The organism is Proteus columbae (assembly GCF_002777965.1).
GTDB lineage: Bacteria > Pseudomonadota > Gammaproteobacteria > Enterobacterales > Enterobacteriaceae > Proteus > Proteus columbae.
The window spans coordinates 18,168-40,638 of the sequence record NZ_NGVR01000007.1; the positions used below are offsets into that span (position 1 = coordinate 18,168).

Below are 22,471 nucleotides of genomic sequence, written 5' to 3' on the forward strand. Positions count from 1 at the left end.
ACTATCAAAGAAAATATTCCTTTGCGTCAGTGATCTGGCGCACAAAATTCTTAAAGAAATTCTGAGTTATTGTGTAATATAACTCTGTCAGTGAGTGTTCTACTTCACTATTAAGGTCTAATCGTTATATGAAAAAAAGAGCCATTTATCTTATTTTATTAATGCTAATACTCATTGCATTAGCCATACTTTTCCGTGCGCATAATCAATATTTATTATTGCAAGGAGAAGTTGACGCTCCAGAAGTGATTGTTGCCTCTAAAGCCAAAGGTCGTGTCATAGAACGGCATATAGAGCGAGGTGATGATGTCAAAAAAGGGCAATTGATGATCACATTAGAAAGCCCTGAACTCAATGCACAAGTCGCTGCACTTGAGGCCGCCAAAGCACAAGCTCAAGCTCAATTAGATTTGTCATTACATGGTACAAGAGAAGAGAGCATCCGTAACCTAGAAGCGGTGTTATCTCAAGCCAAAGTAGAAGCAGCCAATGCGACAAGAGATTATCAGCGGATCAGCGCAGTGGCTAACCAAGGTTATGTATCAGCGACAGAACTGGATAATGCACGCCGTAACCGTGATGTTGCATCACAACGAGTCAGAGGCGCGCAAGCCGAGTTGGATGAAGCCAAAAATGGCGATCGCATTGAATTACGCCAGAAATATACAGCAGCAGTACAACAAGCAGAACAACAGCTTATCGAATTGAAGATCCAACAAGACGATTTACAAGTCAAAGCACCTGTTGATGGTGAAGTTGGTCCTATTCCTGCGGAAATAGGTGAACTTTTTAATGCCAATAGCCCGCTTGCTACCCTTATTCGTATTCCTGATGCCTATTTTGTTTATAACCTTCGTGAAGACATCTTAGCGGATATCCGCAAAGGTGATCGCATTATAATCACGGTGCCCGCATTAGGTAATAAAGAGGTAGAAGCTGAAATTCGCTATATCGCTCCAATGGGTGACTACGCAACAAAAAGAGCAACAAGAGCAACGGGTGATTTCGATTTAAAAACGTTTGAGATCCGACTATATCCTGTGACGCCAATAGAAGGGCTTCGCCCCGGCATGAGTGCATTATGGCGTTGGGATAAATAAAAGGACAAACAATGAGAGTAAAGGCAGCTTGGCGTGGCTTTAGTAGCGCATTTTCGCGAGAAACTCATATGGCAGTACGTAGCCCCGTTTTTCACTGGCTAAGCTGGCTATTTCCATTGATGTTATTCACGTTAATTAGTGCTAACTTTTCTGAAGGTACATTGCTGAATTTGCCAGTCTCAGTGATCAATAACGATAATAGCCCGTTATCGAGAACACTGATCAGAGACTTAAATGCAGGCTCTCATGCGCAATTAAATACGCTAGATGGTAATCCTCGCACGGCAATGGAACGGCTTGGTAGTGCAAAAGATTACGCGATACTGACCATTCCTCGACACTTTGAAAGTAAGGTATTAGCAGGAAAACAACCCACTACACGTATGTATTACAACGGGTTGTATTATGCCGCTGGGAGCTATGCAATACAGGATTTTAGCGGACTAATTGCAGAGCTTAATGCGCAATATCGCACTGTTTTAGCTCAAGAAATGAATAAACCTGTTCCACCATTAGCCAAAGTGACTCTCTCTTATGACAGTTTGTTTAATGCCAGTGGCAGTTATATTTATTACCAGCAATTTGCAGCTACGATCCATATGCTCCAGCTATTTGTCGTGACCTGTACGATTTATTCGTTATCGCGCGGTAATATGCTATTAAATATTAAGCCCTTCACATTTGCACTTATTGGTAAACTCACTCCTTACACGCTGTTTTTCTTAACCTTATTAATTGTTGAATTAGCGGCATTAGTGCATTTTTCGGGGGCGAAGGTGAACGGTAATCCGCTATATATGGTGTTAGTGGGGTTTTTCTACATTATTGCAGCTCAAAGTGTGGGATTGCTGCTCTTTGCGTTTACCAATAGTGCGATCACGGCATACAGTATGATAGGTATGTTGGTGAGTATTGCCTTGGCATTTTCAGGCATGGCTGTACCTGAACTTTCGATGATCTTACCTGCACGGATTATCTCTAATTTAGAGCCATTAACGCACGCCTTAAATGCGATGTTTGATATCTTCTTAAGAGAAGTATCACTACAAGGTATTTTATATGTTTGTTCACTCTTGCTGATTTATCCTTTTGCTATCGCTTTCTTAGTTCGCAAACGTATTTTTAAACGATTGGAATTACAGGTAGGTGTTGCATGATGCAAATGTACTTCCAAACTTTTAAGCGTGTTCTATTGGGTATGTTAGAAAAACCCATGTGGATGTTACTTATCGTTTCCCTATGCATTATGAGTTTGGTATATGCCAAACCTGTTTTATGGGATTTGCCTGTGGCTGTGATTAATCAAGACCATAGTCCTGCCAGTTATTCGCTTATAAGGGCATTAAACTCGACACCTAAATTAAGCATTAAGAACTACGATAATTTAGATGAAGCTCGTCACGATATGATTATGCGTGAGCTTTTTGCCATCATTATTATTCCAACTGATTTTGAGAAGAAATTACTCAATGGTAAAGATGTCACTGTGCCAGTCTTTGGTGATGCAACAAACCGGCTGGCTAGCGGGCAAATTCAACAAGAGTTGATGCTGGCGTATCAACAGTTATTAGATGCTTACAATGGACGTATTTTGAGAAATGCAGGCTTTAGTGTTGAACAATCAAAAATCTTATTAAAGCCAATCCAAGGCGAAACTATAGCGATGTATAACCCCGGTGTGAGTTTTGCTGCGATTATTTTCCCTGGATTATTAGTGATGTTATTACAACACTCCCTTTTAATTGCTTGTGTGCGTGTCAGCATTGCAGTGCGAAGTACGCCAAAAGGAAAACCACCTTTGGCTGTGTATTTAGGGGCGCTATCGGCACTTATTCCTATTTGGTTATTTTTATCTGCCGTCTTCTTTGCATTATGGCCTTGGGTATTAGGTTACCGACAAGAGGCTCCGCTTTACCAAATATGGATGCTTACTTTCCCATTCCTATTGGCAGTATTAGGTCTCGGCAAGCTAATTACAGAATGTTTACGCAGTGTTGAGATGATTTATCTGACACTCGCATTTGTTACAACACCCGTGTTCTATATTTCTGGTACGATTTGGCCATTACAAGCAATGCCTGACTGGGTATTTGCGATTTCATCCGCATTACCTTCTACATGGGCAGTAAATGCCATGGCAGGGATTAACCAAATGGGGCTGTCATTCCAAAGCATCTTGGGTGATATCGTGATGATGCTCGTTTTAGGCGTGATTTATACGGTATTAGGTACGCTGGTGGGAATGCTACGCAATGGTGAATTAAGACATATTACACACCAATTTAAACATTGGTTACATGATCGTGGTGAGTCAAAATAAAAAGCCCTTATGGGCTTTTTATTCCAACATATTATATTTTTACTCTACTAATTCTAATCCAGCCAACTTACGCCAATAGCCATTACAATCATGATGATGAATCGTTGTAAGGGGTTGTTGACCTTGCCCATTTTGGCGAAATTTTTGTAAAGTATCAAAAATTGCGTCAGATTCAGGAGATAAACGGATAATATCCACTAAACCAGCCATTGATGTTTGATCGTTACCCAAGTTATAACAATAGCCACTTTGTGTTTGAATGCCATTAAGAACAAATACTTGCTGATTTTCTTGTGAAAGGACTTTACGGCCTTGAGGGTATTTTTGACAACAGGTTTCACAATCATCTTTAGAGCGATTTTCAGAACGCGCAGTAAAACAGCGCGCGGAATAAGCTAAAGGAAGATGCCCATAAGCAAATACCTCAACTTCAAATTGATCGCGAATGCCTAATGTTTCACATTGGTTTAGAAGGTTACTTAACCATTCACGAGAAAGCTCAACAGGCATACACCAACGCATCATTCCTTGTTTATGCAACAAACGTAACGCATAAGCGTTGTAGCAATTAAGCCCGTGGCCTGCGACAAAAGGAAGATGTCGTTCGTAAAGCATATTAATCACACCAAAATCATGTGCTTCAACTAAAAACTCACCGTTATCAACTAACTTCGCAATTTCTTTTAATTCAGAAGGTGCTTGTAATAACGCTAAGGTAGAAAGAACCACTTGTTTACCACTTTTAGCGACTTCTTTGGCGAGATTTATCCAATCTTGGGGCTTGGTCTCTCGGCGTTTACTACAAACAGTCTCACCTAAATAAATAATATCCGCATCACATTGTTTGGCTTTTTCATAAAACGCTTCAAGTGTCTCTTTTTGCCAATAATAAAGTACAGAGCCTAATGCATATTTCATTTTCTTATCCTTATTATTGCCATTTACGGTGATAAGCACCCAATGTGGTTTGCGTTCCTTCTGAAATTTTTCCTAATGCGTTCATCCAGCGAGGATCTGTGCTAAAGCCTTGAGGATTTTTCTTACATTGATCAATAGCAGTACGCCAAACTCTTGCGACTTCTGTTACATAAGCAGGGCTACGTTGACGACCTTCAATTTTGACAGATGCAATATTCATTGCCATTAGCTCAGGCAACAGAGAAAGCGTATTGAGGCTTGTTGGCTCTTCTAATGCGTGATAACAGTGGTCATCAACAAAATAGCGCCCTTTGCACAATGTTGGATAACCTGCATTTTCATTAGGTGAATAGCGGTCGATAAGCACATCATTAAGGCGAGATTCCATTCCTTGAGGTGTCTGTTGCCAACGTACAAAACGAGCAGGAGAGCAAGCACCTACGGTATTAGGGGATTCGCCTGTTAAATAAGAAGAGAGATAGCATCGACCTTCAGCCATAATACATAAACTACCAAAGGCAAAAACTTCTAAAGGTACTGGGCTAGTTTGTGCTAATTGTTTGACTTGATGAATAGATAGAACACGAGGAAGAACAATGCGAGCCACATCGAAGTTACGTTGATAAAACTCAATAGCTTGTGTATTAGTTGCTGAGGCTTGCACTGAAACATGACGTTCAATATGAGGATAACGCTCTGCAGCGTACTCTAACATGGCGATATCCGCCAAGATAAGAGCATCAGCCCCTAAAGATGCCGCCATATCAACGGCTTTTTGCCAGCGTTCAAATCCATCAGGGTGAGCAAAGGTGTTTATTGCAATATGCAATTTTCGCTGGTGGCGATGAACATAATTAACCGCTTCTTGTAACTTCTTTTCTGTGAAATTTAAACCAGCAAAATGTCTTGCATTAGTATCATCTTTTAAGCCGATATAAACGGCATCCGCGCCATTATCTATGGCCGCTTTTAAGGCAGGTAAATTACCCGCTGGGCACAGCAATTCCATCTTCACTTCCCTTTAGAAATTAAGAATGATCAGAAATTGTAATGAGCAAGATAAAAAAAGGTTTTGATTTAGGGCAGAGAACTCTGTTTTTTGCTTAAGTAAAATCAAAGAACTCAAAATGTGAACAACGGATTAACCGAATATTGATATAGGATCGCAGAATATCTGTCTATATCTGGCACAATAGCCCGTAATTTTATTTATAGGAGTCCGAACGTGTTTAACAAAATTCGTACCCATTTGGTTAAAGAGGGGCCTCGTTTTTTACGTTACCCTTTACAAGTTACCCCATTTGCTTTGCAACGCGACATCTTAGAACAGTTTTTAAGTTGGCAGTTTCGTGAATCATTAGCTGAAGGTGATTTACACTTTTTAGAAGATAAGTGGCTAAAAGTTGAGATAAGAGACTTACATTTACAGTGGTTTATCAGTGTTCGTGATGATAAATTAGTGGTCAGTCGCTTAGAAAAAGAAGATGTCAGCTTTAGCGGAAATGCAAACGATCTTATTTTAATTGCTGCTCGCAAAGAAGATCCTGACACCTTATTTTTCCAACGTCGTCTACAAATTGAGGGTGATACAGAACTCGGGTTATATGTTAAGAACCTGATGGATGCAATTGAATTAGACTCAATGCCATCTGTGTTGCGTTTTGGTTTATTACAACTGGCTGAGTTTGTAAAAAGTGGGCTTCAAGAAGAAAAAGAAGACACTCTGCACAGCCATGAACTGAGCTCAACTTCATGCTAATACGTGTTGAAATTCCCGTTGATATTCCTGCAATTGATAACCTTTTACGCCAAGCGTTTCCGACAGGTGCTGAAGCTGATTTAGTCGGACATTTACGTGAAGAAGGGTTATTAACATTAGGCATGGTGGCAATTAGCGATAAGGGCCAATTGATTGGCTATATCGGTTTTACACCTGTTGATATTGATGGAAAAGATTGTCAGTGGGTAGGGCTTGCACCACTTGCTGTTGCACCTGATTTCCAAAACCAAGGTATTGGACGTCAACTGATTAATGAAGGGCTAGATAGCCTAAATGAATTTGGTTACGGTGCTGTTGTGGTGTTGGGGGAGCCTGAGTACTATCAAAAATCAGGTTTTATTCCAGCTAAGTCACAAGGCTTACATTGTAAATGGCCTGATACAGAAGATGCTTTTCAGCTTTATGCGTTAGAAAATGGCAATGTTGATGATATCCATGGTTTAGTCAACTATTCACCATTGTTTGATCAATTTAGCTAAATTTGTTTATCTTGTATTAAATACAGTGCAATGTCTGAAGGCTGGTCAATGATCAGCTTTTCTTTTTGCGTCTTTTTCAACTGTTTCAATTGGTATTCAAGTTGAGAAGCACGTTGTCTATTTCCTACCTGACAATAAAACTCCAGTAATAAAGGGCCTTTACCTTTCAGTGCTTTAGCACCAGTTCCATTCTGATGTTGTTGAAAACGCCTCTCAACATTTGTTGTGATCCCTGTATAAAGAGAACCGAGACGATTTCTAACAATATAGAGTGACCACATTGTCTCCGTCATCATTTTTTCCTTTTCGTGCTACTTTTGCTTTTGATAAATAATATTTCTTAATTTTTTAAGTGAGTAATTTATCGCTTTATTAAAATGAAATCTATTAGATATATCAATATGTTGTGAAATATTTGTGACAATAGATTCTATCATTAAAAAAATGACATTCAATTTTTTTGAAAATGAACAGCAATTATTGCTAATTTTAAAGTTAAACTAAAGCGCATAATATGATCCACATCACAGAGAGACACTCCGCGATACCTAGCAAAAATTAGAATTTATTTGGAGTTTATTATGAAAAAATCTACATTAATCGCTGCTACATTAGCTTTAAGTGCTATTTCATTCGGTTCAATCGCATCTGATAGCGTATCAAAAAGTCCTTCAGTGAATGGTGAGTATATCACAATCACAGGTAGCGATACTTTAGATGGTTTAACAACTAAGATTGCCCAAATCGCAAAAGATGAAGGTGCAAAAGGCTTTAAAGTTGTAGGTGCAACAGGTGATGATTACCTTACTGTAAATGCTGAAATTTATCGTTAATTTAAACTATTTCCGATAAATAACCTGTAATAAGAGACACGCGGTAAGACGCTCGTTTTGGTGATATAATTATCAACTAAACAGCGTCTCTTTTTGTATCTATACAGGTATGTTATGTCTTCTCTAGACTCGATCAAAATAATTAAACAATACATGAGCAATAACCATGTTTTTACCTTATGTACCACACGTTCATTGGGTGATATTTGGTGTGCTAATTGTTTTTATTGGTTTGATGAAAATCAGATGAGGCTTGTTTTTCTTTCTGAAAAGAAAACACGGCATGCTCAAATGATGCAGGAAAACTTATTAGTTGCAGGAAGTGTTAGTACGCAAGAAATTGCTGTCTCAGATTTACAAGGGATCCAATTTACTGGAACTGTTTCTTTACTGACAGGTAAGGACGACATCAACGCAAGAAAACAGTATTGTTTACGTTTTCCTGTCGCATTAGCCGCCATCCATGTGCCTTTATGGGAGCTACAATTGCAAGAAATTAAGATGGTGAATAATCAATTGGGTTTTGGTACTAAGCTCTATTGGCAACGTGATTAAACTGATTTTTTCTTAACTTTCTGCTATTCCCAAAAGTAATGGTTTTTCTGCTCCCATCCTTTTAAAGACATACATGAGGTATAGAAGGTTTTTCTGTCTTCTTGATTAATGTCTTCAACATAACTTTCTGTCATTGGGACACGTTCAGTGTAGGTTTTTTTATCCCCACAGTGGTCTTTATCGTCTTTACGACACGTTTTTTGTACATCACGATAGACTGTACGTTGTAGCACTTCTTTGCGAATAGGGTAGCGAGTATTGGCATCGAATTCACAAAGCATTTTAGCTTCCTGTAATGTGTAATCTGATGCACCTTTAGGTTCCCAAGTACTGCTACAACCCGAAAGTAAAATTATTGAAAACAAAGGAAAAAGTGCTAATTTCATATCAAATATCATCATAAAAAGAATAGTTAAGAGAGTTAATAATAAAACAAAACTAATCACTTTGACCATCTTTTTTGAAAATGATTCGCATTTGATAACAGGGGTGATTAAGTAAGTATTTGGATAACCCGCTACTGGATAAAATGTATATAACGACTAATATCGTAAGATTTAGTGAATTATATGATACTAATTAATGCTCCTTTTGTTACTTCATGGCAAAGTCTTTGGATACTATTATCTTCAGCCATGACTTTCAGATAATCAGTTATGAGGGTTTCACTTGCACATGCTATTGCAAAACAAGTGAGTCTTCTTTTCCATTCAGCATTGCAATCAGCAAGCATCATTTGACGACATTTAATTAAATTAAAATCTGTATAATTTAGAGGTTCTAATCTTCGGCGGTCGTATATATAGTTACAGGCCATTATTGACATTCTAGTATGTAACGCTTCATCCAAAAGGGCTTCGGACATTACATCCTGTAATTCCACTCTATTTATCGAATTTATTGGCGGACGTTTTATAATATCTTCACAGGCAGGAGTGACGACATCGCATTCTATATAGATTGTTTTTAGGTTATAAACACCCCATGCATAAGATAAGCAACGGCTTTTAATATCTTGAGATGCTTCTCTCCATGCATCATGGTTTCGAAATGGTAGCAACGATTCGCTAAAATCACTCTTTGACGATTCAAAAGCTAATTCAGAATAGTCAGCGTGTTTATTGTTTACTGCTGCGCGGTTTTTCCAGAGTGCAGAAAGTTTTTTCAGCATCAATGAAACATTTTCACTATCTGGTATTACAGAATCCTTCGTCATAATTAATTCCTTTTAAATATTAATTTCCTATTTATTTTCTACGCGAATAAAACTCATAAAAATGGCACCTATAAGTGCGAAAATAGAAGAAATTATTAACGTATATTCCCATTGGGCCTCATCTAATAATTTTCCATAGAAGACAGCAGATAGCGCACTACCCAGATAAAAGGCAAGTTGTCGTATGCTTGTAGATAAAAACATTCTCTCCTTGGCAAAGCCTGTAATTGCAAGAGTATCTAATAATGGCATTAGGCAATAGTTGAGGAACAGCCTAATAAAATAGAGTGAGGTGAAAATGATTAACGGCATATTATATGAGGCTAGATAGAGGCATAACGCAGTTAATATACCTACAATAATAATAGTTGGTTTTAGAGGGAAGTTTTTAACCAAAAGTGGGGCACATAATGCACCAATGATACTAACAATTTTATCCCCTCCCATTATTAAGGCAATTTCACTTACCTTTATAGAGTAAGCCTGGCTAATCACAATATTTACAAATCGAAAAATGAGAGTAACAGAGGCTCCTAGAAGTAGTGATGCAACGAATAGAGCGATGAAATTATTCCACTCCATATTGTTATCCCAAGTAAATTTTCTAACATCTCGTTCAGGTTCTGAGATATCTTGGATAGATTTCGCACGAAAATAAATCATTAGAAGAGAAACTATAAAAGATATAATGAGAAGCCCTTGGTAATTGGTTAATGCTGTTGCTGGAGAATAATAGGTTACTAAGCTGGTTGCTACTGAACCCATCATGTTGCGATAAGAAAGTGGCGTACAATAGGATCGAAATGTTTAATCCCTCCAAACATTGTTATATCCTTTATTTTATTTCTTAAATTGTAATTTTTATTAGTAGATGTTTTAATTTTAATTCTATTTAAATATATTAAATGCAGTTTAATTGGTTTTATTTTTATTGGTTTTTTTAATTGTTTTTACTTGAATTTATATGAGTGCTATTAATTAAATGTAAATAATGTAAATAATGTAAATAAGAAAAAAGCCCATTATAAAAATGGGCTTTTAGGTGTTACTCAAATGATGAAAGGTTTTTTTCTATCTCAGCATCTATTTCAGTATGCTGGAGATGTTTAGCACCAAGTTTCTTTTTCAATTCGGTGCCTAGCTTCACGAGTTGATCTCGATTCGCTTTAGATTGCTTTTTGCCCCATTTTTTTAAATGGTAGTTCAGTTCATGATCTTCAGAAAAGCTTACATATTTGTTATCACTTAAAGGCATACATCCTCCAGTTAATTCGATGTGTATTACTTCAACTTGTGGATCACCTGATTACTACTACCGCGCCATAGTAATGCGGGATCATAAAGTTCTTGTATGAACTTCCCATCAATCAGTACGTTAATATAGTTAACGACTTCTTGCTGCTCTGGGGTTAAGTCAGCCAGTAAGTAGCCAGTCCAAACCCAAATATCTTTCTCAGGGCATTCCGTTTTAACGCGTTTTACCAATTTAAATATAGCTGAAAGATTTTGAGGGTGTAAGGGATCGCCACCTGAAAGTGATAATCCTTGACGTTTAATACGAGTGTCTTGAAGATCAGCAATGATCTGGTCTTCCATTTCTTGGGTAAACGGTTTACCGGACGTTAATGACCACGTTGATTTGTTATAACAGCCTCGGCATTGGTGTATGCACCCTGAAACAAACAGGGTGCAACGTGTACCTTCACCATTAACAACATCAACAGGGTAATATTGATGGTAATTCACACTCTTAACCTAACTGACCATTTGCCAGATGTTTCACACGACGTTTAACTTCTTCTTGTTTGCCTGCATTAAATGGGCGTGAGTCTGGACTACCTAAATATCCACATACACGACGAATAACAGACACTCTTGCAGGGTTATGATTACCACAACGTGGGCAAGTAAATCCTTTGCTAGTACAAGAGAATTCGCCGGTATATCCACAATCGTAACATTCATCAATTGGGGTATTTGTGCCGTAGTAAGGAACACGGGTATAGCTATAATCCCACACATCCTCTAACGCTTTAAGGTTATGTTGTAAGTTTGGATATTCGCCATAGCAAATGAAACCACCATTTGCTAATGGAGGATAAGGTGCTTCAAAATCCAGTTTGTCGTATGGGTTTACTTTTTTCTCAACATCTAAGTGGAAGCTATTGGTGTAATAACCTTTATCTGTCACACCCGGCAAAATACCGAATTCAGCAGCATCTAAACGGCAAAAACGGTCACATAAGTTTTCACTTGGTGTGCTGTAAAGGCTAAAGCCATAACCTGTTTCTGCTTTCCATTGATCTGTTGCTTCACGTAGACGATTGATAATCGCCACCGCTTTTTCTCTTAAGGTTTCGTCGTCAAAAACGTGTGTTTGAGTACCAAACAGCGCATTAATGGTTTCATGAACACCGATATAACCAAGAGAAATTGAGGCTCTGCCATTTTTAAAGATTTCAGCCACGTTATCATCTGCTTTCAAGCGAACACCGCAAGCACCTTCCATATAAAGGATAGGGGCAACACGCGCTTTGACATTTTCTAAACGAGCAATACGTGTCATCAGTGCTTTTTTCGCTAATTCAAGGCGAGAGTCAAGCAGTGACCAGAATGTCGTTTCATCACCTTTTGCTTCAATAGCAATACGCGGTAGATTTAGGCTGATAACGCCTAAGTTATTACGACCCTCGTGGATCATCTCACCGTTTTCTTCATAAACACCTAAGAAGCTACGGCAACCCATTGGGGTTTTAAATGATCCCGTCACTTTCACAACTTGATCGTAATTTAAGATATCGGGATACATGCGTTTACTTGCACATTCAAGGGCAAGTTGTTTGATATCGTAATTAGGATCACCAAACTTATGGTTTAAGCCATCTTTAATGGCAAAAACGAGTTTAGGGAAAACGGCCGTTTTACGGTTTTTGCCTAAACCTGCCATACGGTTTTCAAGAATAGAGCGTTGAATTAAACGTGCTTCTTTTGATGTACCAAGACCAAAACCAAAGGTGACAAATGGGGTTTGTCCATTAGCGGTATGCAGTGTGTTAACTTCATACTCCAAAGATTGGAATGCGTCGTAACACTCTTTTTCAGTGCGTGCAGTTGCATAGGCTTCTTTGTCAGCAATCTGCCATTCTTCTGCCACTTTATAGTGTTTGTCATAACTTGATTTTACAAATGGCGCTAATACTTCATCGATACGATTTATCGTTGTACCACCATAAATATGGCTTGCCACTTGTGCGATAATTTGTGCAGTTACTGCTGTTGCTGTTGAAATAGATTTAGGGGGTTCTATTTCTGCATTTCCCATTTTAAAACCATTGTTTAACATGCCTTTAAGGTCAATTAGCATACAGTTAAACATAGGGAAAAACGGTGAATAATCGAGATCATGATAATGAATTTCACCACGCTCATGAGCGAGTACCACATCTCTTGGCAGGATATGCAATTTTGCGTAATGTTTAGCCACAATACCCGCAAGTAAATCACGCTGGGTAGGGATAACCTTACTGTCTTTATTCGCATTTTCATGAAGAATAGAGACATCACTTTGTTCGATAAGACCTCGGATTTCCTGAGTTAGTCTTCCACGTTGCTCACGAGCAACATCTCGGTCATGACGGTATTCAATATAGGCTCTGGCGACATCTTTATGTTCGCCAGCCATCAGCTGATTTTCTACGGCGTCTTGGATCTCACGGATATCGACATTCGAACGTCCTGCGAGAGATTGTGAAACGGATTGAGCGACGGATACGCAATAATCATCATCAGTGATCTCACAAGCTACGGCGGCTCTTTTGATAGCATCGCTGATGCGGGTTTGGTCAAAAGAGACTTTACATCCGTCTCGTTTTATCACTATGGTTTTCACAATCTTGCTCCTTAACTATTTATCCACAGGCTCAAATCCCATAAAAACAGGTGATGGCACAGCATTCAGGCTTATTGTGGATAAGATGTGTATAATTACTATATGTTGTAGTTCGGTATGTATTAAAGCACAATATATAGTAATTGAAAGGGAAATAATCGTCATTAAAACTGATCTACATCAAGGTATTTTTGCTACATCAGGTATCAAGAGGGATTGGTAGAATTGTAAATATGTGCCAAAAACAGAAGTGATAAATTATTCATCAAAAAGTGAGAACATAAAAAAAGCAAAGTGCTCATAAAGGAACCTTTGCTTTTTTATGGCTTACTATTGAAGCGAAATTAACGGATAGCGATAACTTCTATCTCTACTTTTGCATCTTTTGGCAAACGTGCAACTTCAACACAAGAGCGAGCAGGGAATGCAGCGTTATGCTCTTTGAAGAATGCTTCATAAGCAGCATTGATTGTACCGAAATCATTTAAATCTTTTACAAAAACAGTGGTTTTGATGATATTAGCAACAGTTAAACCCGCTTTTTCAATGATTGCTTTTACGTTTTCTAAAGATTGACGAGCTTGTTCTGCTGCATTATCAGAAACAAATTCACCGGTTGCAGGATCAACAGGTAATTGACCTGAAGTGATCACTAAGTTACCTAAATCAACACCTTGTACATAAGGGCCGATCGCTGCTGGGGCTTTATCGGTATTAATTTCGTAAGACATGTAGAACTCCTGTTTTTATAAGATTAACGCTAACATTCGATTAGTGTGGCGCTATTATAGCCAGTGCTTTAGGTTAGCAATATGACAGATGTCAGGCTTTATCATAAAGTCTGCAATTATAAAAAGAAAACGAACTCATGTAATTACTTCATTTTAATATGTGTTTTTACCTGAATAAATGGGCATTTTAGAGAAAAATTTTTCATAAAAATGAATTACATGTAAATTTCATTTTTCAAAAATATCCCATTTATGCTTTTAGAGAGGAATTATTCTTTTTTGCTTAAAAAGTTTATGTCTTTTTGAAAAAGTGTATCTATAAATAATCACAATAAAGAAGATATTATTTTGATAGATGACTGTTTTAGATTGCAACTATTAATATTTAATAAAAAACAACAAATTATCTATGTTAAAGGACAGATTTGATATAATCTTTGGTAAGTGAATATAGGCTGGAGTATTTGATTGATTTAGAGAAAAGAAGGTGTTTATGAAAATAGCTAAAATAGCGTTAACTAATTTTCGTTGTTTTGAATATCTTGAGACAACCTTTGATCCTCGTTTAACTGTACTTATTGCTCGTAATGGTGCAGGAAAGTCAACATTACTCGATGCTATAGCTCTTTCTCTAGGTTCTTTTTTAACACGCCTACCCAAAGTAAAAGGATTGAGTTTTAAAAAAACAGATTTTCGGGTTAATAATGAAGGATTACATCCTCCTTTTATGCGTATCCGTTGTGAAAGTACAAATGGTATAATTTGGGATAGAACTGAGCGAAGAGATAAAGCTAAAAAGACGTTAAAGGCTATTCCTGTAGGCGTTGGTCTCAAAGCATTAAATGAACATGTTGATAAATATATCAATGCACATAATGAAGAAGCACCATACACTCTACCTATTTTTATCTATTATGGAACAGGGCGAGGTGTATTTGATATACCATTACGGAAAAGGGCTTTCAATAAACATTTTTCAAGATTTGAAGCGTTTGATGGCTCGTTAGAAAGTCGAACTAATTTTAAGCGTTTTGTACAGTATTTTTATCAATTAGAAGAAAAAGAATCAAGGTTACAAAAACAAAAGCGCTCTTTTGATATTGAATTGCCTGAGCTTAGTGCGATACGATTAGCAATACAAAAGCTCCTTCCTCAATTCAGTAATATACGATCCGCGGAACCCGCAGGCATTATGGTCGATTGGGAGAAAACGGAAGGTGGGGAAAAGGTTATTCAACCATTAAGAATTGAGCAACTCAGTGATGGTTATCGTACAACGTTAGCAATGGTGATGGATATAGCTACTCGGATTGCTGAGGCAAACCCTTTTTCTGAAGATCCTTTAGAAACCGAGGGGGTCATTCTTATCGATGAGGTCGACTTACATTTACATCCGGAATGGCAACGCGAGTTTTTACCTCGTTTAGTCAATGTTTTTCCGAATATTCAATTTATTGTTTCGACACATTCTCCTTTTATTATTCAATCCGTTAAAAATGGAAAATTAATTGATTTGGATAAAGAAGATGTATCAGGTGGTGCATCGTTAGATCAAGAACTGAGTATTGAAGATATTGCAGAAGATATCATGGGAATGGAAAACGTTCAGCGCAGTGCTTTATTTAATGAACAAGTTGAAATATCAGATAAGTATTATAGATTACTTAAACAAGGAAAATCGCTGGATGATGCTGAAGTTCAACGTGTTTCCCAGCAGCTGGATGAGATAGAGTCTTTGTTTGGTGATAACCCTGCGTGGGTTGCATTAATGCGGGCTGAAAGAAGAAAGAGCGAGAAGAAATAAATATGCGCCCTATATCTCGCCCTCAATATACAGGAAACACCATAACTCAATATAAGAGTTATTTGTCTTATTTGATTGATGCATATGGAAATTATTGTTCGTATTGTGAACGAACTGATAAAGTGGATGTGGAGCATATTGTACCTACATCACATAATGCAGATCTTGAACTTGAGTGGTCGAACCTGATTTTAGGTTGTCCTCGTTGTAATAGAGATTTTAAAAGAAATAAAAATGAATCAAGAGCGGGTTATATTTGGCCTGATACACATAATACATACCACTTACTTCAATATCATACGGATGGCAGAGTAGAACCTATATCCAATCTGTCTGAAGCACTGAAAAGTCAGGTACAGAATACTCTTGATCTTGTTTGCTTGGATGATTCAGGACAACCTCAAAAACCTTTATGTCTTGGGCGAAGGAATGCTTTTCAAATGGCGAATATAATTAAAGATAATTATATTCGTGAAAATCAAACGTTAGATGAAGTTTGTATTTTTGCTAAAGGTAACTATTGGTCTGTATGGTATACCGTATTTTATAGTATACCTGAGGTAAAAACAGCGTTAGAAAATCTATTGCCGAATACTGATATTCAGCGAGTATAAATCTATTTATTATCACAACAGCCTACCCTAATAAGAGTAGGCTGCAGTTATTATATCAGCGAATAACCGCGTGGCGTTCGAACTCTTTTTCACAGTACTTGCAGGTTAATACAACATCTGAGGCCAGTTTTTTGACACGGAAACTACTTTGTACTGGCTCGTTATGGCTAATACAGTTGCTATTAGGGCAAGGCACCACATCTTCAAGTAATTCTGGCAAGCTTAACGCCATCTTATTAACGACTTGATAATCATCGATAATATTTACAGTTGCTTGAGGCGCATACATTGCTAAACGGTTTGCTTGCTCAGAGGTTAAAAAGACATTTTCGATTTTAATTAAGTCTTTTTTACCTAAATTTTCTGAAGGTAAATTAAAACCCACAGTTATTCTTTCATCTGTTTCTGTTAAGCGAAATAGTGAAAGAATTTTAAAGCCCACCTGCGCTGGAATATGATCAATAACAGTCCCACGTTTGATAGCTTCAACTTTTAGTTTGTGATCATGTGTCATGGTGTGCTCCTTATTAAAGAACTAAGTTTTTATTCAGAACTAAGGCAAGTAATGCCTGACGTGCGTAGATACCGTTGCCTGCTTGTTGGAAATAATAAGCGTAAGGTGTTTTATCTACATCTGTCGTGATTTCATCAATACGAGGAAGTGGGTGTAGGATCTTGAGGTTATCTTTCACATTCACAAGATCTGCACTGGTTAAGATAAATTGTGCTTTTACATTCGCATATTCAGATGGATCTAAACGCTCTTTCTGTACGCGGGTCATATAGAGAATATCTAGCTCTGGCATGACTTCATCTACTGTTTCATGTTGACTATATTCAACACCATTTTCTTCCAGTAAGTGAAGAATATGCTCTGGCATTGCGAGTACTTTAGGGGCGATAAAATAGAGATGATTGCCTTTAAATTTCGCTAATGCTTGTGCCAGAGAATGCACTGTTCTGCCATATTTTAAGTCACCGACCATTGCGATATTGAGATTATCTAAACGACCCTGTGTCTCTTGAATGGTAAATAAATCCAGTAAAGTCTGTGTTGGATGTTGATTTGCGCCATCACCCGCATTGAGTACTGGAATATCGCCAGCAAATTCAGAAGCTAAACGCGCCGCACCTTCTTGAGGATGGCGAATAACAATGGCATCAGCATAAGTGCGAAGAACCGAAATGGTATCCGCTAAAGTTTCACCTTTTTTACCCAGTGAAGTGTTGCTTCCATCAGAAAAACCGACAACAGATGCGCCTAGGCGATGAATCGCAGTTTCAAATGATAAGCGAGTGCGTGTTGATGCTTCAAAAAAGCAGCTCGCAATCACTTTGTCTTTCAACAATTCGTTATTAGGTTGCTGTTTTAGTTTATTAGCAACATGAAGAACAGACTCCAAATCTTCCCTGTCCAGATCATTGATGGAGATAATATGCTTTTGGTAGAGCGGATTAGTCATTAGAGTTCTCCTTTAGCGATGAATTGTGCGATAGATGGTTTTTTATAGGCCAAAAAAAACCCCTCAATAAGAGGGGTTTTAAAAAATTGGGCTATTGGAAAAAAGAGAATGCGCTTGCGACCGGTTAAGGTGCTTGTTTTTGTTACAAATTGGAATAGGCGCTGTTTCATCTTTCCTCCTGACAAATTGTGGCGCATTATACGCATCTTGGCGTTGCACGCAAGCGTTTGCTTTTATTTTTTGCAAAAAAATTTTTTTTAATTTAAAAATCAATAAGCTTGAGATAAAACGAAGAAAACACCTATTTTTTGATAAATAAAAAATAGGTGTTTTGCATGATTATGTATTTTAGAAAGAATTTGCAAGTGTAGCGACCATCACCGCTTTTATGGTGTGAAGACGGTTCTCTGCTTCATCAAACACAATACTGTGTTTTGATTCAAAAACCTCATCAGTGACTTCAAAACCACCATATAGGCTAAATTCTTCAGCTAATGCTTTACCCATCGTTGTTTCTTCATCATGAAAAGCGGGTAAACAGTGAAGAAATTTAACGTCTGGATTTCCGGTTAATTTTATAACATTCATATTGACCTGATAAGGCTTGAGTAAAGCAATACGCTCTTTCCAAACCTCTTTCGGTTCGCCCATAGAAACCCACACATCAGTGTAAAGAAAATCAGCATTTTTAACGCCTTCAGCGACATTTTCAGTTAGCGTGATGTTTCCGCCATTTTTCTTGGCAATATCTTGGCATTGAGCAACTAAACTTGCTTCAGGCCAACATGCTTTAGGTGCAACTAAACGTAAATCCATACCTGTTAATGCAGCCGCTTCCAGCATGGTATTTCCCATGTTATTACGAGCGTCACCAAGGTAAGCAAAGACCGTTTCAGATAACGGCTTAGCTTGGTGTTCAGTGATAGTCAGTAAATCTGCTAATAGCTGTGTTGGGTGAAATTCATTGGTTAAACCATTCCAAACAGGCACACCAGAATATTGTGCAAGTGCATCTACCGTTTTTTGTCCGTAACCCCGATACTGAATGCCATCATACATACGGCCTAATACTCGAGCGGTATCTTTGATCGATTCTTTATGCCCAATTTGGCTTCCTCCCCCTAAATAAGTCACTCTTGCACCTTGATCAAATGCAGCAACTTCAAACGCACAACGGGTACGTGTTGAGTCTTTTTCAAAAATCAATGCGATATTTTTTCCAGTGAGATATTGAGTTTCTTGACCTGATTTTTTGGCTTTTTTCAATTGTGCTGACAGTGTAAGCAGTTGCTGAATTTCCGCAGGTGAAAAATCAAGTAAACGTAAGAATGATTTTTGATAGAAAGGGTTCATAGAGTGATATCCTATTATTGAATTTATATTCAATTTATATCAATAAATATTCATCATCAACCCCTAAGGGAAAACTTTTAATTTAAACAGTATGCGATAAGGGCATCATATTAAGTATGGAGTGTTGATCCTGCCTGTGGGAGAATGAACAAGATACCTTTTCAGACTATTGCGGAGCATGATTATGGCGGACAGCAAAGAGTTAGCAGAACAACGTGAAGAAACACGTCTTATTATTGAAGAATTACTGGAAGATGGCAGTGATCCTGATGCACTGTATGCCATTGAGCACCATATTTCTTGTGAAAATTTTGAAACACTAGAAAAAGCAGCTGTTGAAGTCTTTAAGTTAGGTTACGAAGTGACTGAGCCTGAGGAAATCGAAGTCGAATCAGGTGAGATCCTAGTTTGTTTTGATGCTGTGAGTGAGAGTGGTTTGAATGCTGAACTTATTGATGCCCAAGTTGAGCAATTAATGAATTTAGCTGAAAAAATGGGTGTCTATTACGATGGTTGGGGTACTTATTTTGAAGATCCTGACGCAGAGTATGATGATGAAGAAGGTGAAGACGAAGACGACGACGAAGAGTCTGATAAGTCATCACGTTTACATTAATTTTTGCTAAATGTTGTCCTTTTGTACCTGATTTATCAGTGCAATATAGCACCAGCCACAAAATTATTGCTTTGTGACTGGTGTTATTATTTTTAAGGTAACGTCATTAATTCATTACACCAAATTTACCATTGTCATAATCATCAAAAGCTTGTTGTAACTCTTCTTGCGTATTCATCACAAAAGGTCCTTGCCCTGCAATTGGCTCATTAATCGGCTCACCTGTTAGAATTAAAACAAGAGTGTCACCCATTGATTCTAATGTCAGTGTATCGCCATGATTATCTAATATCACCATATCGTGTTGACGTGCAATTTCACTGTCATTGATATGTACGGCACCTTTTACTACAAACAGCATTGCATTATGGCCTTCGGGAATACTGTAATGTGAAATACCTGCGCGATTTAAATGCAGATCCCACACATTCAACGGTGAATAGGTCATTGCCACACCTTGTGTATTGGCATAATTACCTGCAATCACTCTGACATAACCTTGGTTATTAGGTAATTCAACATGAGGGATATCCTCTGCTTTTAGCGCCTGATAACGAGGCTGTGTCATTTTGTACGCTGTTGGCAGATTCACCCAAAGTTGCACCATTTCCAATACACCGCCTTCTTTGGTCATTTTTTCAGAGTGATACTCTTTATGTAAAATGCCAGAAGCAGCAGTCATCCATTGCACGTCACCTGCACCGATAGTGCCTGCATGACCTTTAGAGTCATGATGAGAAACTTCGCCTTGATAAGCGATTGTTACGGTTTCAAATCCACGATGAGGATGTGCTCCTACACCACGGGCATTGGTAACAGGTTTAAACAGTGTTGGCTCGGCATAATCCATCAGCAGAAACGGGCTATGTTTCTCACCATTTTCCTGATAGGAAAATAAGGTGCTGACTGGAAAGCCATTACCTACCCAGTGTGAATTTGGCGCCGAATAAATATGATTAATCTGTCTGATAGTCATGATTGTTCTCCGAGTTAAGGAAAGAAATCGCAATAACCAAGACACAGAAGGAGGTAATACAGATTATTGCGATCCCTTAATGAAGTAGATCATAAAGTGTTCGCACGATGAACAAAATAGAGGGAATTTGTTGATGGTATTCAAAAAAAATGAATAACTTTAATAGATAGAAATAAAATAAAAGAGATGTAATAAAGAGAATAGAAATAATAAGTTATCTATATTTAAATAATTAATAAAATAGTTTTTATTGTGATGGGGTTAATTATTGTTATTTATTTTTAGGAAGTGAAATATAAAAAACTACACTCTTTCTTAGCAACAATAAGTCAGAATGTAGTTTATTAATACGTTTATTTCTTAAATCTTATTTGCTTGTGTCGCCACAACCGCCAATGATTTTAGAAATAGAAACTGCTGGGTGCAGTAAGTAGTCATAGTTACAGTCTTTTTCTTTATTGTATACGCTACCAGTACAACCAGTCATTACGGTAATTACAGAAGCAATAAGTGCAATTTTAACAAAGTTTTTCATGAAAAAATTCCTTTTAAATTTTAGAGTTATAAAAGCCAATGCATGACTTTATCTGCATAAAGATATTAAATTAGCGATAAATAGCAATATAAAAAAATCTCTTTTTTTAAATATAAAATAAGATAAATAATATTTTATTTAAGAAGAGAAATATCATTATCTAGAGTGAAATGAAAAATAATTTAAACTTGTAAATTTTAATAAAATTTAAGATAAGAAATTCATTAATAATATTTTGATAATAATCAATTAAGAAATTAATTGTGAAAACAAGCATAGAAATATACTGTATTTATATCATTTTGATAAATAGGATTTGTGTTAATAGGTGCTGTTTTGCTAATAAAAACCCGCATAAAAAATGCGGGTAAAGTAGAACTTATTTTATTTATTGTATTACGTAGGGAACAGCAAGAACGCTTAAAGTGGTTTTACCATACGGATCTCACAATCACTATGCCCTGTGTTGCCTAATGCTTCATCAATAAATTCGAATCCTAGTTTTTCGTATAAACCGACAGCCGCTTTTAAGATATCTGTGGTTTCTAAATAGCAACGGCTAAAGCCTTGCTCTTTACCAAATTCAAGAGATTGTAGAACGATTTTTTTCGCAATACCTTTGCCTCGTAGTTTGGACGAAAGGTACATTTTTTGTAATTCACAAGTATTGCCATCACCTCCAGCAAGTGGCGAGACACCACCACCACCAACAATTTCTCCCTCCATTTCAACAACCCAGTAAGCACTGCGTGGCTGATGATAAACTTCATAGAGGGTGTCTAAAATTGGATCGGCAACCGCAAAGCCTTTATCGGCAGTTAAACCGTGCTCTGCTGAGACTTCACGAATAACGTGTGCAATACCTGCGTTGTCTTTTTCTTCAATTGCTCGGATAACAATACTTGAGGTTATAGTTTGGGTTGCAGTCATAGTTGCACTCATCGTTTTCACTTATTAGTAGAATATTTTTTGATTAATTATTGAGAGAGCACCGGAAAGGAACTTCTTCATTGAAAGTAGCGCGGATGGCTACAAAAACTATCTTAATTGATTAAGCATGTTTGTAAACCGTTAGCCCTTTTTCTTTGCTTACTTATACGCCTTATTGCTAGCGTTATATTTTAGTGATTGATTAAGTTTAAGCGAAAATAAGGGGAGGAAATGCATATTAACGAGAATAGAACCGAGAATAATAAGATATGGAGTGAAAAATGGTTTTATTTTTGACTGAAAGAGGCTAAGTAAAAACCCGCAATAAAACGCGGGTTTTCATTATTGATCTCAGTATC

Annotated in this window: 27 protein-coding genes; 10 read left to right on the plus strand and 17 right to left on the minus strand. The window is 37.4% G+C overall.

Going from position 1 to position 22,471, the window contains the following annotated elements; genetic code table 11:
- Positions 1–128 precede the first annotated feature (128 nt).
- The 3 genes from CBE70_RS01780 to CBE70_RS01790 are packed head-to-tail and all read left to right on the plus strand — an operon-like array spanning position 129 to position 3,420.
- Entirely contained in the window at positions 129–1,100 is a 972-nt protein-coding gene (locus tag CBE70_RS01780; protein ID WP_100157965.1) for an HlyD family secretion protein, read from the plus strand.
- An 11-nt stretch (positions 1,101–1,111) separates the two neighbouring features.
- Positions 1,112–2,257: an ABC transporter permease gene (locus CBE70_RS01785; protein WP_100157966.1), complete on the plus strand. Its 1,146-nt coding sequence runs from the start codon at positions 1,112–1,114 to the stop codon at positions 2,255–2,257.
- Entirely contained in the window at positions 2,257–3,420 is a 1,164-nt protein-coding gene (locus CBE70_RS01790; RefSeq protein ID WP_100157967.1) for an ABC transporter permease, read from the plus strand. The genes CBE70_RS01785 and CBE70_RS01790 overlap by 1 nt, the downstream gene beginning before the upstream one ends.
- A gap of 39 nt (positions 3,421–3,459) precedes the next feature.
- Here CBE70_RS01790 and CBE70_RS01795 read toward each other — a convergent pair whose 3' ends face one another.
- Together CBE70_RS01795 and ubiU are read right to left on the minus strand one after the other, a co-directional pair.
- Positions 3,460–4,338, minus strand: coding sequence for a U32 family peptidase (locus CBE70_RS01795; RefSeq protein ID WP_100157968.1), 879 nt, complete (start codon positions 4,336–4,338; stop codon positions 3,460–3,462).
- A gap of 13 nt (positions 4,339–4,351) precedes the next feature.
- The gene (ubiU, locus tag CBE70_RS01800; protein WP_100157969.1) at positions 4,352–5,347 is read right to left on the minus strand and encodes a ubiquinone anaerobic biosynthesis protein UbiU; all 996 of its coding nucleotides are present in this window, start codon (positions 5,345–5,347) and stop codon (positions 4,352–4,354) included.
- A 216-nt stretch (positions 5,348–5,563) separates the two neighbouring features.
- On the opposite strand from ubiU, the gene ubiT reads away from it, so the two are divergent.
- Complete coding sequence (gene ubiT / locus CBE70_RS01805) at positions 5,564–6,097, plus strand: ubiquinone anaerobic biosynthesis accessory factor UbiT (RefSeq protein ID WP_006535669.1); 534 nt, start codon at positions 5,564–5,566, stop codon at positions 6,095–6,097.
- Complete coding sequence (locus tag CBE70_RS01810) at positions 6,091–6,597, plus strand: GNAT family N-acetyltransferase (RefSeq protein WP_100157970.1); 507 nt, start codon at positions 6,091–6,093, stop codon at positions 6,595–6,597. Before ubiT ends, CBE70_RS01810 begins: the two co-directional genes overlap by 7 nt.
- On the opposite strand, the gene CBE70_RS01815 is transcribed toward CBE70_RS01810, so the two are convergent.
- Positions 6,594–6,890 carry a GIY-YIG nuclease family protein gene (locus CBE70_RS01815; RefSeq protein ID WP_100157971.1) on the minus strand — a complete coding sequence of 99 codons (297 nt, stop codon included), beginning with the start codon at positions 6,888–6,890 and terminating at the stop codon, positions 6,594–6,596. The two genes, CBE70_RS01810 and CBE70_RS01815, sit on opposite strands and share 4 nt — an antisense overlap.
- A 288-nt stretch (positions 6,891–7,178) precedes the next feature.
- On the opposite strand from CBE70_RS01815, the gene CBE70_RS01820 reads away from it, so the two are divergent.
- Both CBE70_RS01820 and CBE70_RS01825 read left to right on the plus strand, forming a co-directional pair.
- Positions 7,179–7,430 carry a YdgH/BhsA/McbA-like domain containing protein gene (locus tag CBE70_RS01820; RefSeq protein WP_075673608.1) on the plus strand — a complete coding sequence of 84 codons (252 nt, stop codon included), beginning with the start codon at positions 7,179–7,181 and terminating at the stop codon, positions 7,428–7,430.
- A 114-nt stretch (positions 7,431–7,544) separates the two neighbouring features.
- A complete protein-coding gene (locus CBE70_RS01825; protein WP_100157972.1) occupies positions 7,545–7,985 on the plus strand; it encodes a YhbP family protein in 441 nt (146 codons plus the stop codon).
- A gap of 23 nt (positions 7,986–8,008) precedes the next feature.
- Here CBE70_RS01825 and CBE70_RS01830 read toward each other — a convergent pair whose 3' ends face one another.
- From CBE70_RS01830 to CBE70_RS01865, 7 genes are all read right to left on the minus strand, one after another.
- On the minus strand, positions 8,009–8,371 hold the full coding sequence (locus tag CBE70_RS01830; RefSeq protein WP_232797327.1) for a hypothetical protein: 363 nt from the start codon (positions 8,369–8,371) through the stop codon (positions 8,009–8,011).
- Positions 8,372–8,550: 179 nt separating this feature from the next.
- A complete protein-coding gene (locus tag CBE70_RS01835; protein WP_232797328.1) occupies positions 8,551–9,201 on the minus strand; it encodes a diiron oxygenase in 651 nt (216 codons plus the stop codon).
- Between the two features lie 27 nt (positions 9,202–9,228).
- Positions 9,229–9,966: an MFS transporter gene (locus CBE70_RS01840; protein WP_232797329.1), complete on the minus strand. Its 738-nt coding sequence runs from the start codon at positions 9,964–9,966 to the stop codon at positions 9,229–9,231.
- A 280-nt stretch (positions 9,967–10,246) separates the two neighbouring features.
- Positions 10,247–10,456: a hypothetical protein gene (locus CBE70_RS01845; protein ID WP_100157973.1), complete on the minus strand. Its 210-nt coding sequence runs from the start codon at positions 10,454–10,456 to the stop codon at positions 10,247–10,249.
- 26 nt (positions 10,457–10,482) lie between these two features.
- The gene (gene nrdG / locus CBE70_RS01850; protein ID WP_100157974.1) at positions 10,483–10,947 is read right to left on the minus strand and encodes an anaerobic ribonucleoside-triphosphate reductase-activating protein; all 465 of its coding nucleotides are present in this window, start codon (positions 10,945–10,947) and stop codon (positions 10,483–10,485) included.
- A gap of 4 nt (positions 10,948–10,951) precedes the next feature.
- Complete coding sequence (gene nrdD, locus CBE70_RS01855) at positions 10,952–13,090, minus strand: anaerobic ribonucleoside-triphosphate reductase (protein WP_100157975.1); 2,139 nt, start codon at positions 13,088–13,090, stop codon at positions 10,952–10,954.
- Between the two features lie 344 nt (positions 13,091–13,434).
- On the minus strand, positions 13,435–13,821 hold the full coding sequence (locus CBE70_RS01865) for a RidA family protein (protein ID WP_006535650.1): 387 nt from the start codon (positions 13,819–13,821) through the stop codon (positions 13,435–13,437).
- Between the two features lie 493 nt (positions 13,822–14,314).
- Here CBE70_RS01865 and CBE70_RS01870 point away from each other — a divergent pair, with 493 nt between their 5' ends.
- Positions 14,315–15,625: an AAA family ATPase gene (locus CBE70_RS01870; RefSeq protein WP_100157976.1), complete on the plus strand. Its 1,311-nt coding sequence runs from the start codon at positions 14,315–14,317 to the stop codon at positions 15,623–15,625.
- 2 nt (positions 15,626–15,627) lie between these two features.
- Positions 15,628–16,239 (plus strand): HNH endonuclease, encoded by a 612-nt coding sequence (locus tag CBE70_RS01875; RefSeq protein ID WP_100157977.1) that lies wholly within the window; start codon positions 15,628–15,630, stop codon positions 16,237–16,239.
- A gap of 55 nt (positions 16,240–16,294) precedes the next feature.
- Here CBE70_RS01875 and pyrI read toward each other — a convergent pair whose 3' ends face one another.
- The 4 genes from pyrI to argF all read right to left on the minus strand — a co-directional run bounded on the left by pyrI (position 16,295) and on the right by argF (position 19,055).
- Positions 16,295–16,753 carry an aspartate carbamoyltransferase regulatory subunit gene (gene pyrI / locus CBE70_RS01880; protein WP_006535648.1) on the minus strand — a complete coding sequence of 153 codons (459 nt, stop codon included), beginning with the start codon at positions 16,751–16,753 and terminating at the stop codon, positions 16,295–16,297.
- Between the two features lie 13 nt (positions 16,754–16,766).
- Positions 16,767–17,702: an aspartate carbamoyltransferase gene (pyrB, locus tag CBE70_RS01885; protein ID WP_088493958.1), complete on the minus strand. Its 936-nt coding sequence runs from the start codon at positions 17,700–17,702 to the stop codon at positions 16,767–16,769.
- Positions 17,702–17,872, minus strand: coding sequence for a hypothetical protein (locus tag CBE70_RS18320; RefSeq protein ID WP_165121734.1), 171 nt, complete (start codon positions 17,870–17,872; stop codon positions 17,702–17,704). Before CBE70_RS18320 ends, pyrB begins: the two co-directional genes overlap by 1 nt.
- Positions 17,873–18,050: 178 nt before the next feature.
- On the minus strand, positions 18,051–19,055 hold the full coding sequence (argF, locus tag CBE70_RS01890; RefSeq protein ID WP_100157978.1) for an ornithine carbamoyltransferase: 1,005 nt from the start codon (positions 19,053–19,055) through the stop codon (positions 18,051–18,053).
- A 184-nt stretch (positions 19,056–19,239) separates the two neighbouring features.
- Here argF and rraB point away from each other — a divergent pair, with 184 nt between their 5' ends.
- A complete protein-coding gene (rraB, locus tag CBE70_RS01895) occupies positions 19,240–19,671 on the plus strand; it encodes a ribonuclease E inhibitor RraB (protein WP_100157979.1) in 432 nt (143 codons plus the stop codon).
- 106 nt (positions 19,672–19,777) lie between these two features.
- Here rraB and CBE70_RS01900 read toward each other — a convergent pair whose 3' ends face one another.
- From CBE70_RS01900 to CBE70_RS01910, 3 genes are all read right to left on the minus strand, one after another.
- The gene (locus CBE70_RS01900) at positions 19,778–20,647 is read right to left on the minus strand and encodes a pirin family protein (protein WP_100157980.1); all 870 of its coding nucleotides are present in this window, start codon (positions 20,645–20,647) and stop codon (positions 19,778–19,780) included.
- Between the two features lie 367 nt (positions 20,648–21,014).
- A complete protein-coding gene (locus tag CBE70_RS01905; protein ID WP_036914671.1) occupies positions 21,015–21,182 on the minus strand; it encodes a YhfL family protein in 168 nt (55 codons plus the stop codon).
- A gap of 420 nt (positions 21,183–21,602) precedes the next feature.
- Entirely contained in the window at positions 21,603–22,112 is a 510-nt protein-coding gene (locus CBE70_RS01910) for a GNAT family N-acetyltransferase (protein WP_100158037.1), read from the minus strand.
- Positions 22,113–22,471: the final 359 nt, after the last annotated feature.

Bases quoted from the DNA above. Each gene is read 5' to 3' on its own strand.
- CBE70_RS01815 (WP_100157971.1), bottom strand. From the start codon at position 6,890: ATGACGGAGACAATGTGGTCACTCTATATTGTTAGAAATCGTCTCGGT.
- argF (WP_100157978.1), bottom strand. From the start codon at position 19,055: ATGAACCCTTTCTATCAAAAATCATTCTTACGTTTACTTGATTTTTCA.
- rraB (WP_100157979.1), top strand. From the start codon at position 19,240: ATGGCGGACAGCAAAGAGTTAGCAGAACAACGTGAAGAAACACGTCTT.
- CBE70_RS01875 (WP_100157977.1), top strand. From the start codon at position 15,628: ATGCGCCCTATATCTCGCCCTCAATATACAGGAAACACCATAACTCAA.
- CBE70_RS01785 (WP_100157966.1), top strand. From the start codon at position 1,112: ATGAGAGTAAAGGCAGCTTGGCGTGGCTTTAGTAGCGCATTTTCGCGA.
- CBE70_RS01835 (WP_232797328.1), bottom strand. From the start codon at position 9,201: ATGACGAAGGATTCTGTAATACCAGATAGTGAAAATGTTTCATTGATG.
- CBE70_RS01825 (WP_100157972.1), top strand. From the start codon at position 7,545: ATGTCTTCTCTAGACTCGATCAAAATAATTAAACAATACATGAGCAAT.
- CBE70_RS01780 (WP_100157965.1), top strand. From the start codon at position 129: ATGAAAAAAAGAGCCATTTATCTTATTTTATTAATGCTAATACTCATT.
- CBE70_RS01905 (WP_036914671.1), bottom strand. From the start codon at position 21,182: ATGAAAAACTTTGTTAAAATTGCACTTATTGCTTCTGTAATTACCGTA.
- CBE70_RS01910 (WP_100158037.1), bottom strand. From the start codon at position 22,112: ATGACTGCAACCCAAACTATAACCTCAAGTATTGTTATCCGAGCAATT.
- CBE70_RS01865 (WP_006535650.1), bottom strand. From the start codon at position 13,821: ATGTCTTACGAAATTAATACCGATAAAGCCCCAGCAGCGATCGGCCCT.
- CBE70_RS01840 (WP_232797329.1), bottom strand. From the start codon at position 9,966: ATGGGTTCAGTAGCAACCAGCTTAGTAACCTATTATTCTCCAGCAACA.
- pyrB (WP_088493958.1), bottom strand. From the start codon at position 17,702: ATGACTAATCCGCTCTACCAAAAGCATATTATCTCCATCAATGATCTG.
- pyrI (WP_006535648.1), bottom strand. From the start codon at position 16,753: ATGACACATGATCACAAACTAAAAGTTGAAGCTATCAAACGTGGGACT.
- CBE70_RS01900 (WP_100157980.1), bottom strand. From the start codon at position 20,647: ATGACTATCAGACAGATTAATCATATTTATTCGGCGCCAAATTCACAC.
- CBE70_RS01790 (WP_100157967.1), top strand. From the start codon at position 2,257: ATGCAAATGTACTTCCAAACTTTTAAGCGTGTTCTATTGGGTATGTTA.
- ubiU (WP_100157969.1), bottom strand. From the start codon at position 5,347: ATGGAATTGCTGTGCCCAGCGGGTAATTTACCTGCCTTAAAAGCGGCC.
- CBE70_RS01795 (WP_100157968.1), bottom strand. From the start codon at position 4,338: ATGAAATATGCATTAGGCTCTGTACTTTATTATTGGCAAAAAGAGACA.
- CBE70_RS01810 (WP_100157970.1), top strand. From the start codon at position 6,091: ATGCTAATACGTGTTGAAATTCCCGTTGATATTCCTGCAATTGATAAC.
- CBE70_RS18320 (WP_165121734.1), bottom strand. From the start codon at position 17,872: ATGAAACAGCGCCTATTCCAATTTGTAACAAAAACAAGCACCTTAACC.
- CBE70_RS01820 (WP_075673608.1), top strand. From the start codon at position 7,179: ATGAAAAAATCTACATTAATCGCTGCTACATTAGCTTTAAGTGCTATT.
- CBE70_RS01870 (WP_100157976.1), top strand. From the start codon at position 14,315: ATGAAAATAGCTAAAATAGCGTTAACTAATTTTCGTTGTTTTGAATAT.
- CBE70_RS01845 (WP_100157973.1), bottom strand. From the start codon at position 10,456: ATGCCTTTAAGTGATAACAAATATGTAAGCTTTTCTGAAGATCATGAA.
- CBE70_RS01830 (WP_232797327.1), bottom strand. From the start codon at position 8,371: ATGAAATTAGCACTTTTTCCTTTGTTTTCAATAATTTTACTTTCGGGT.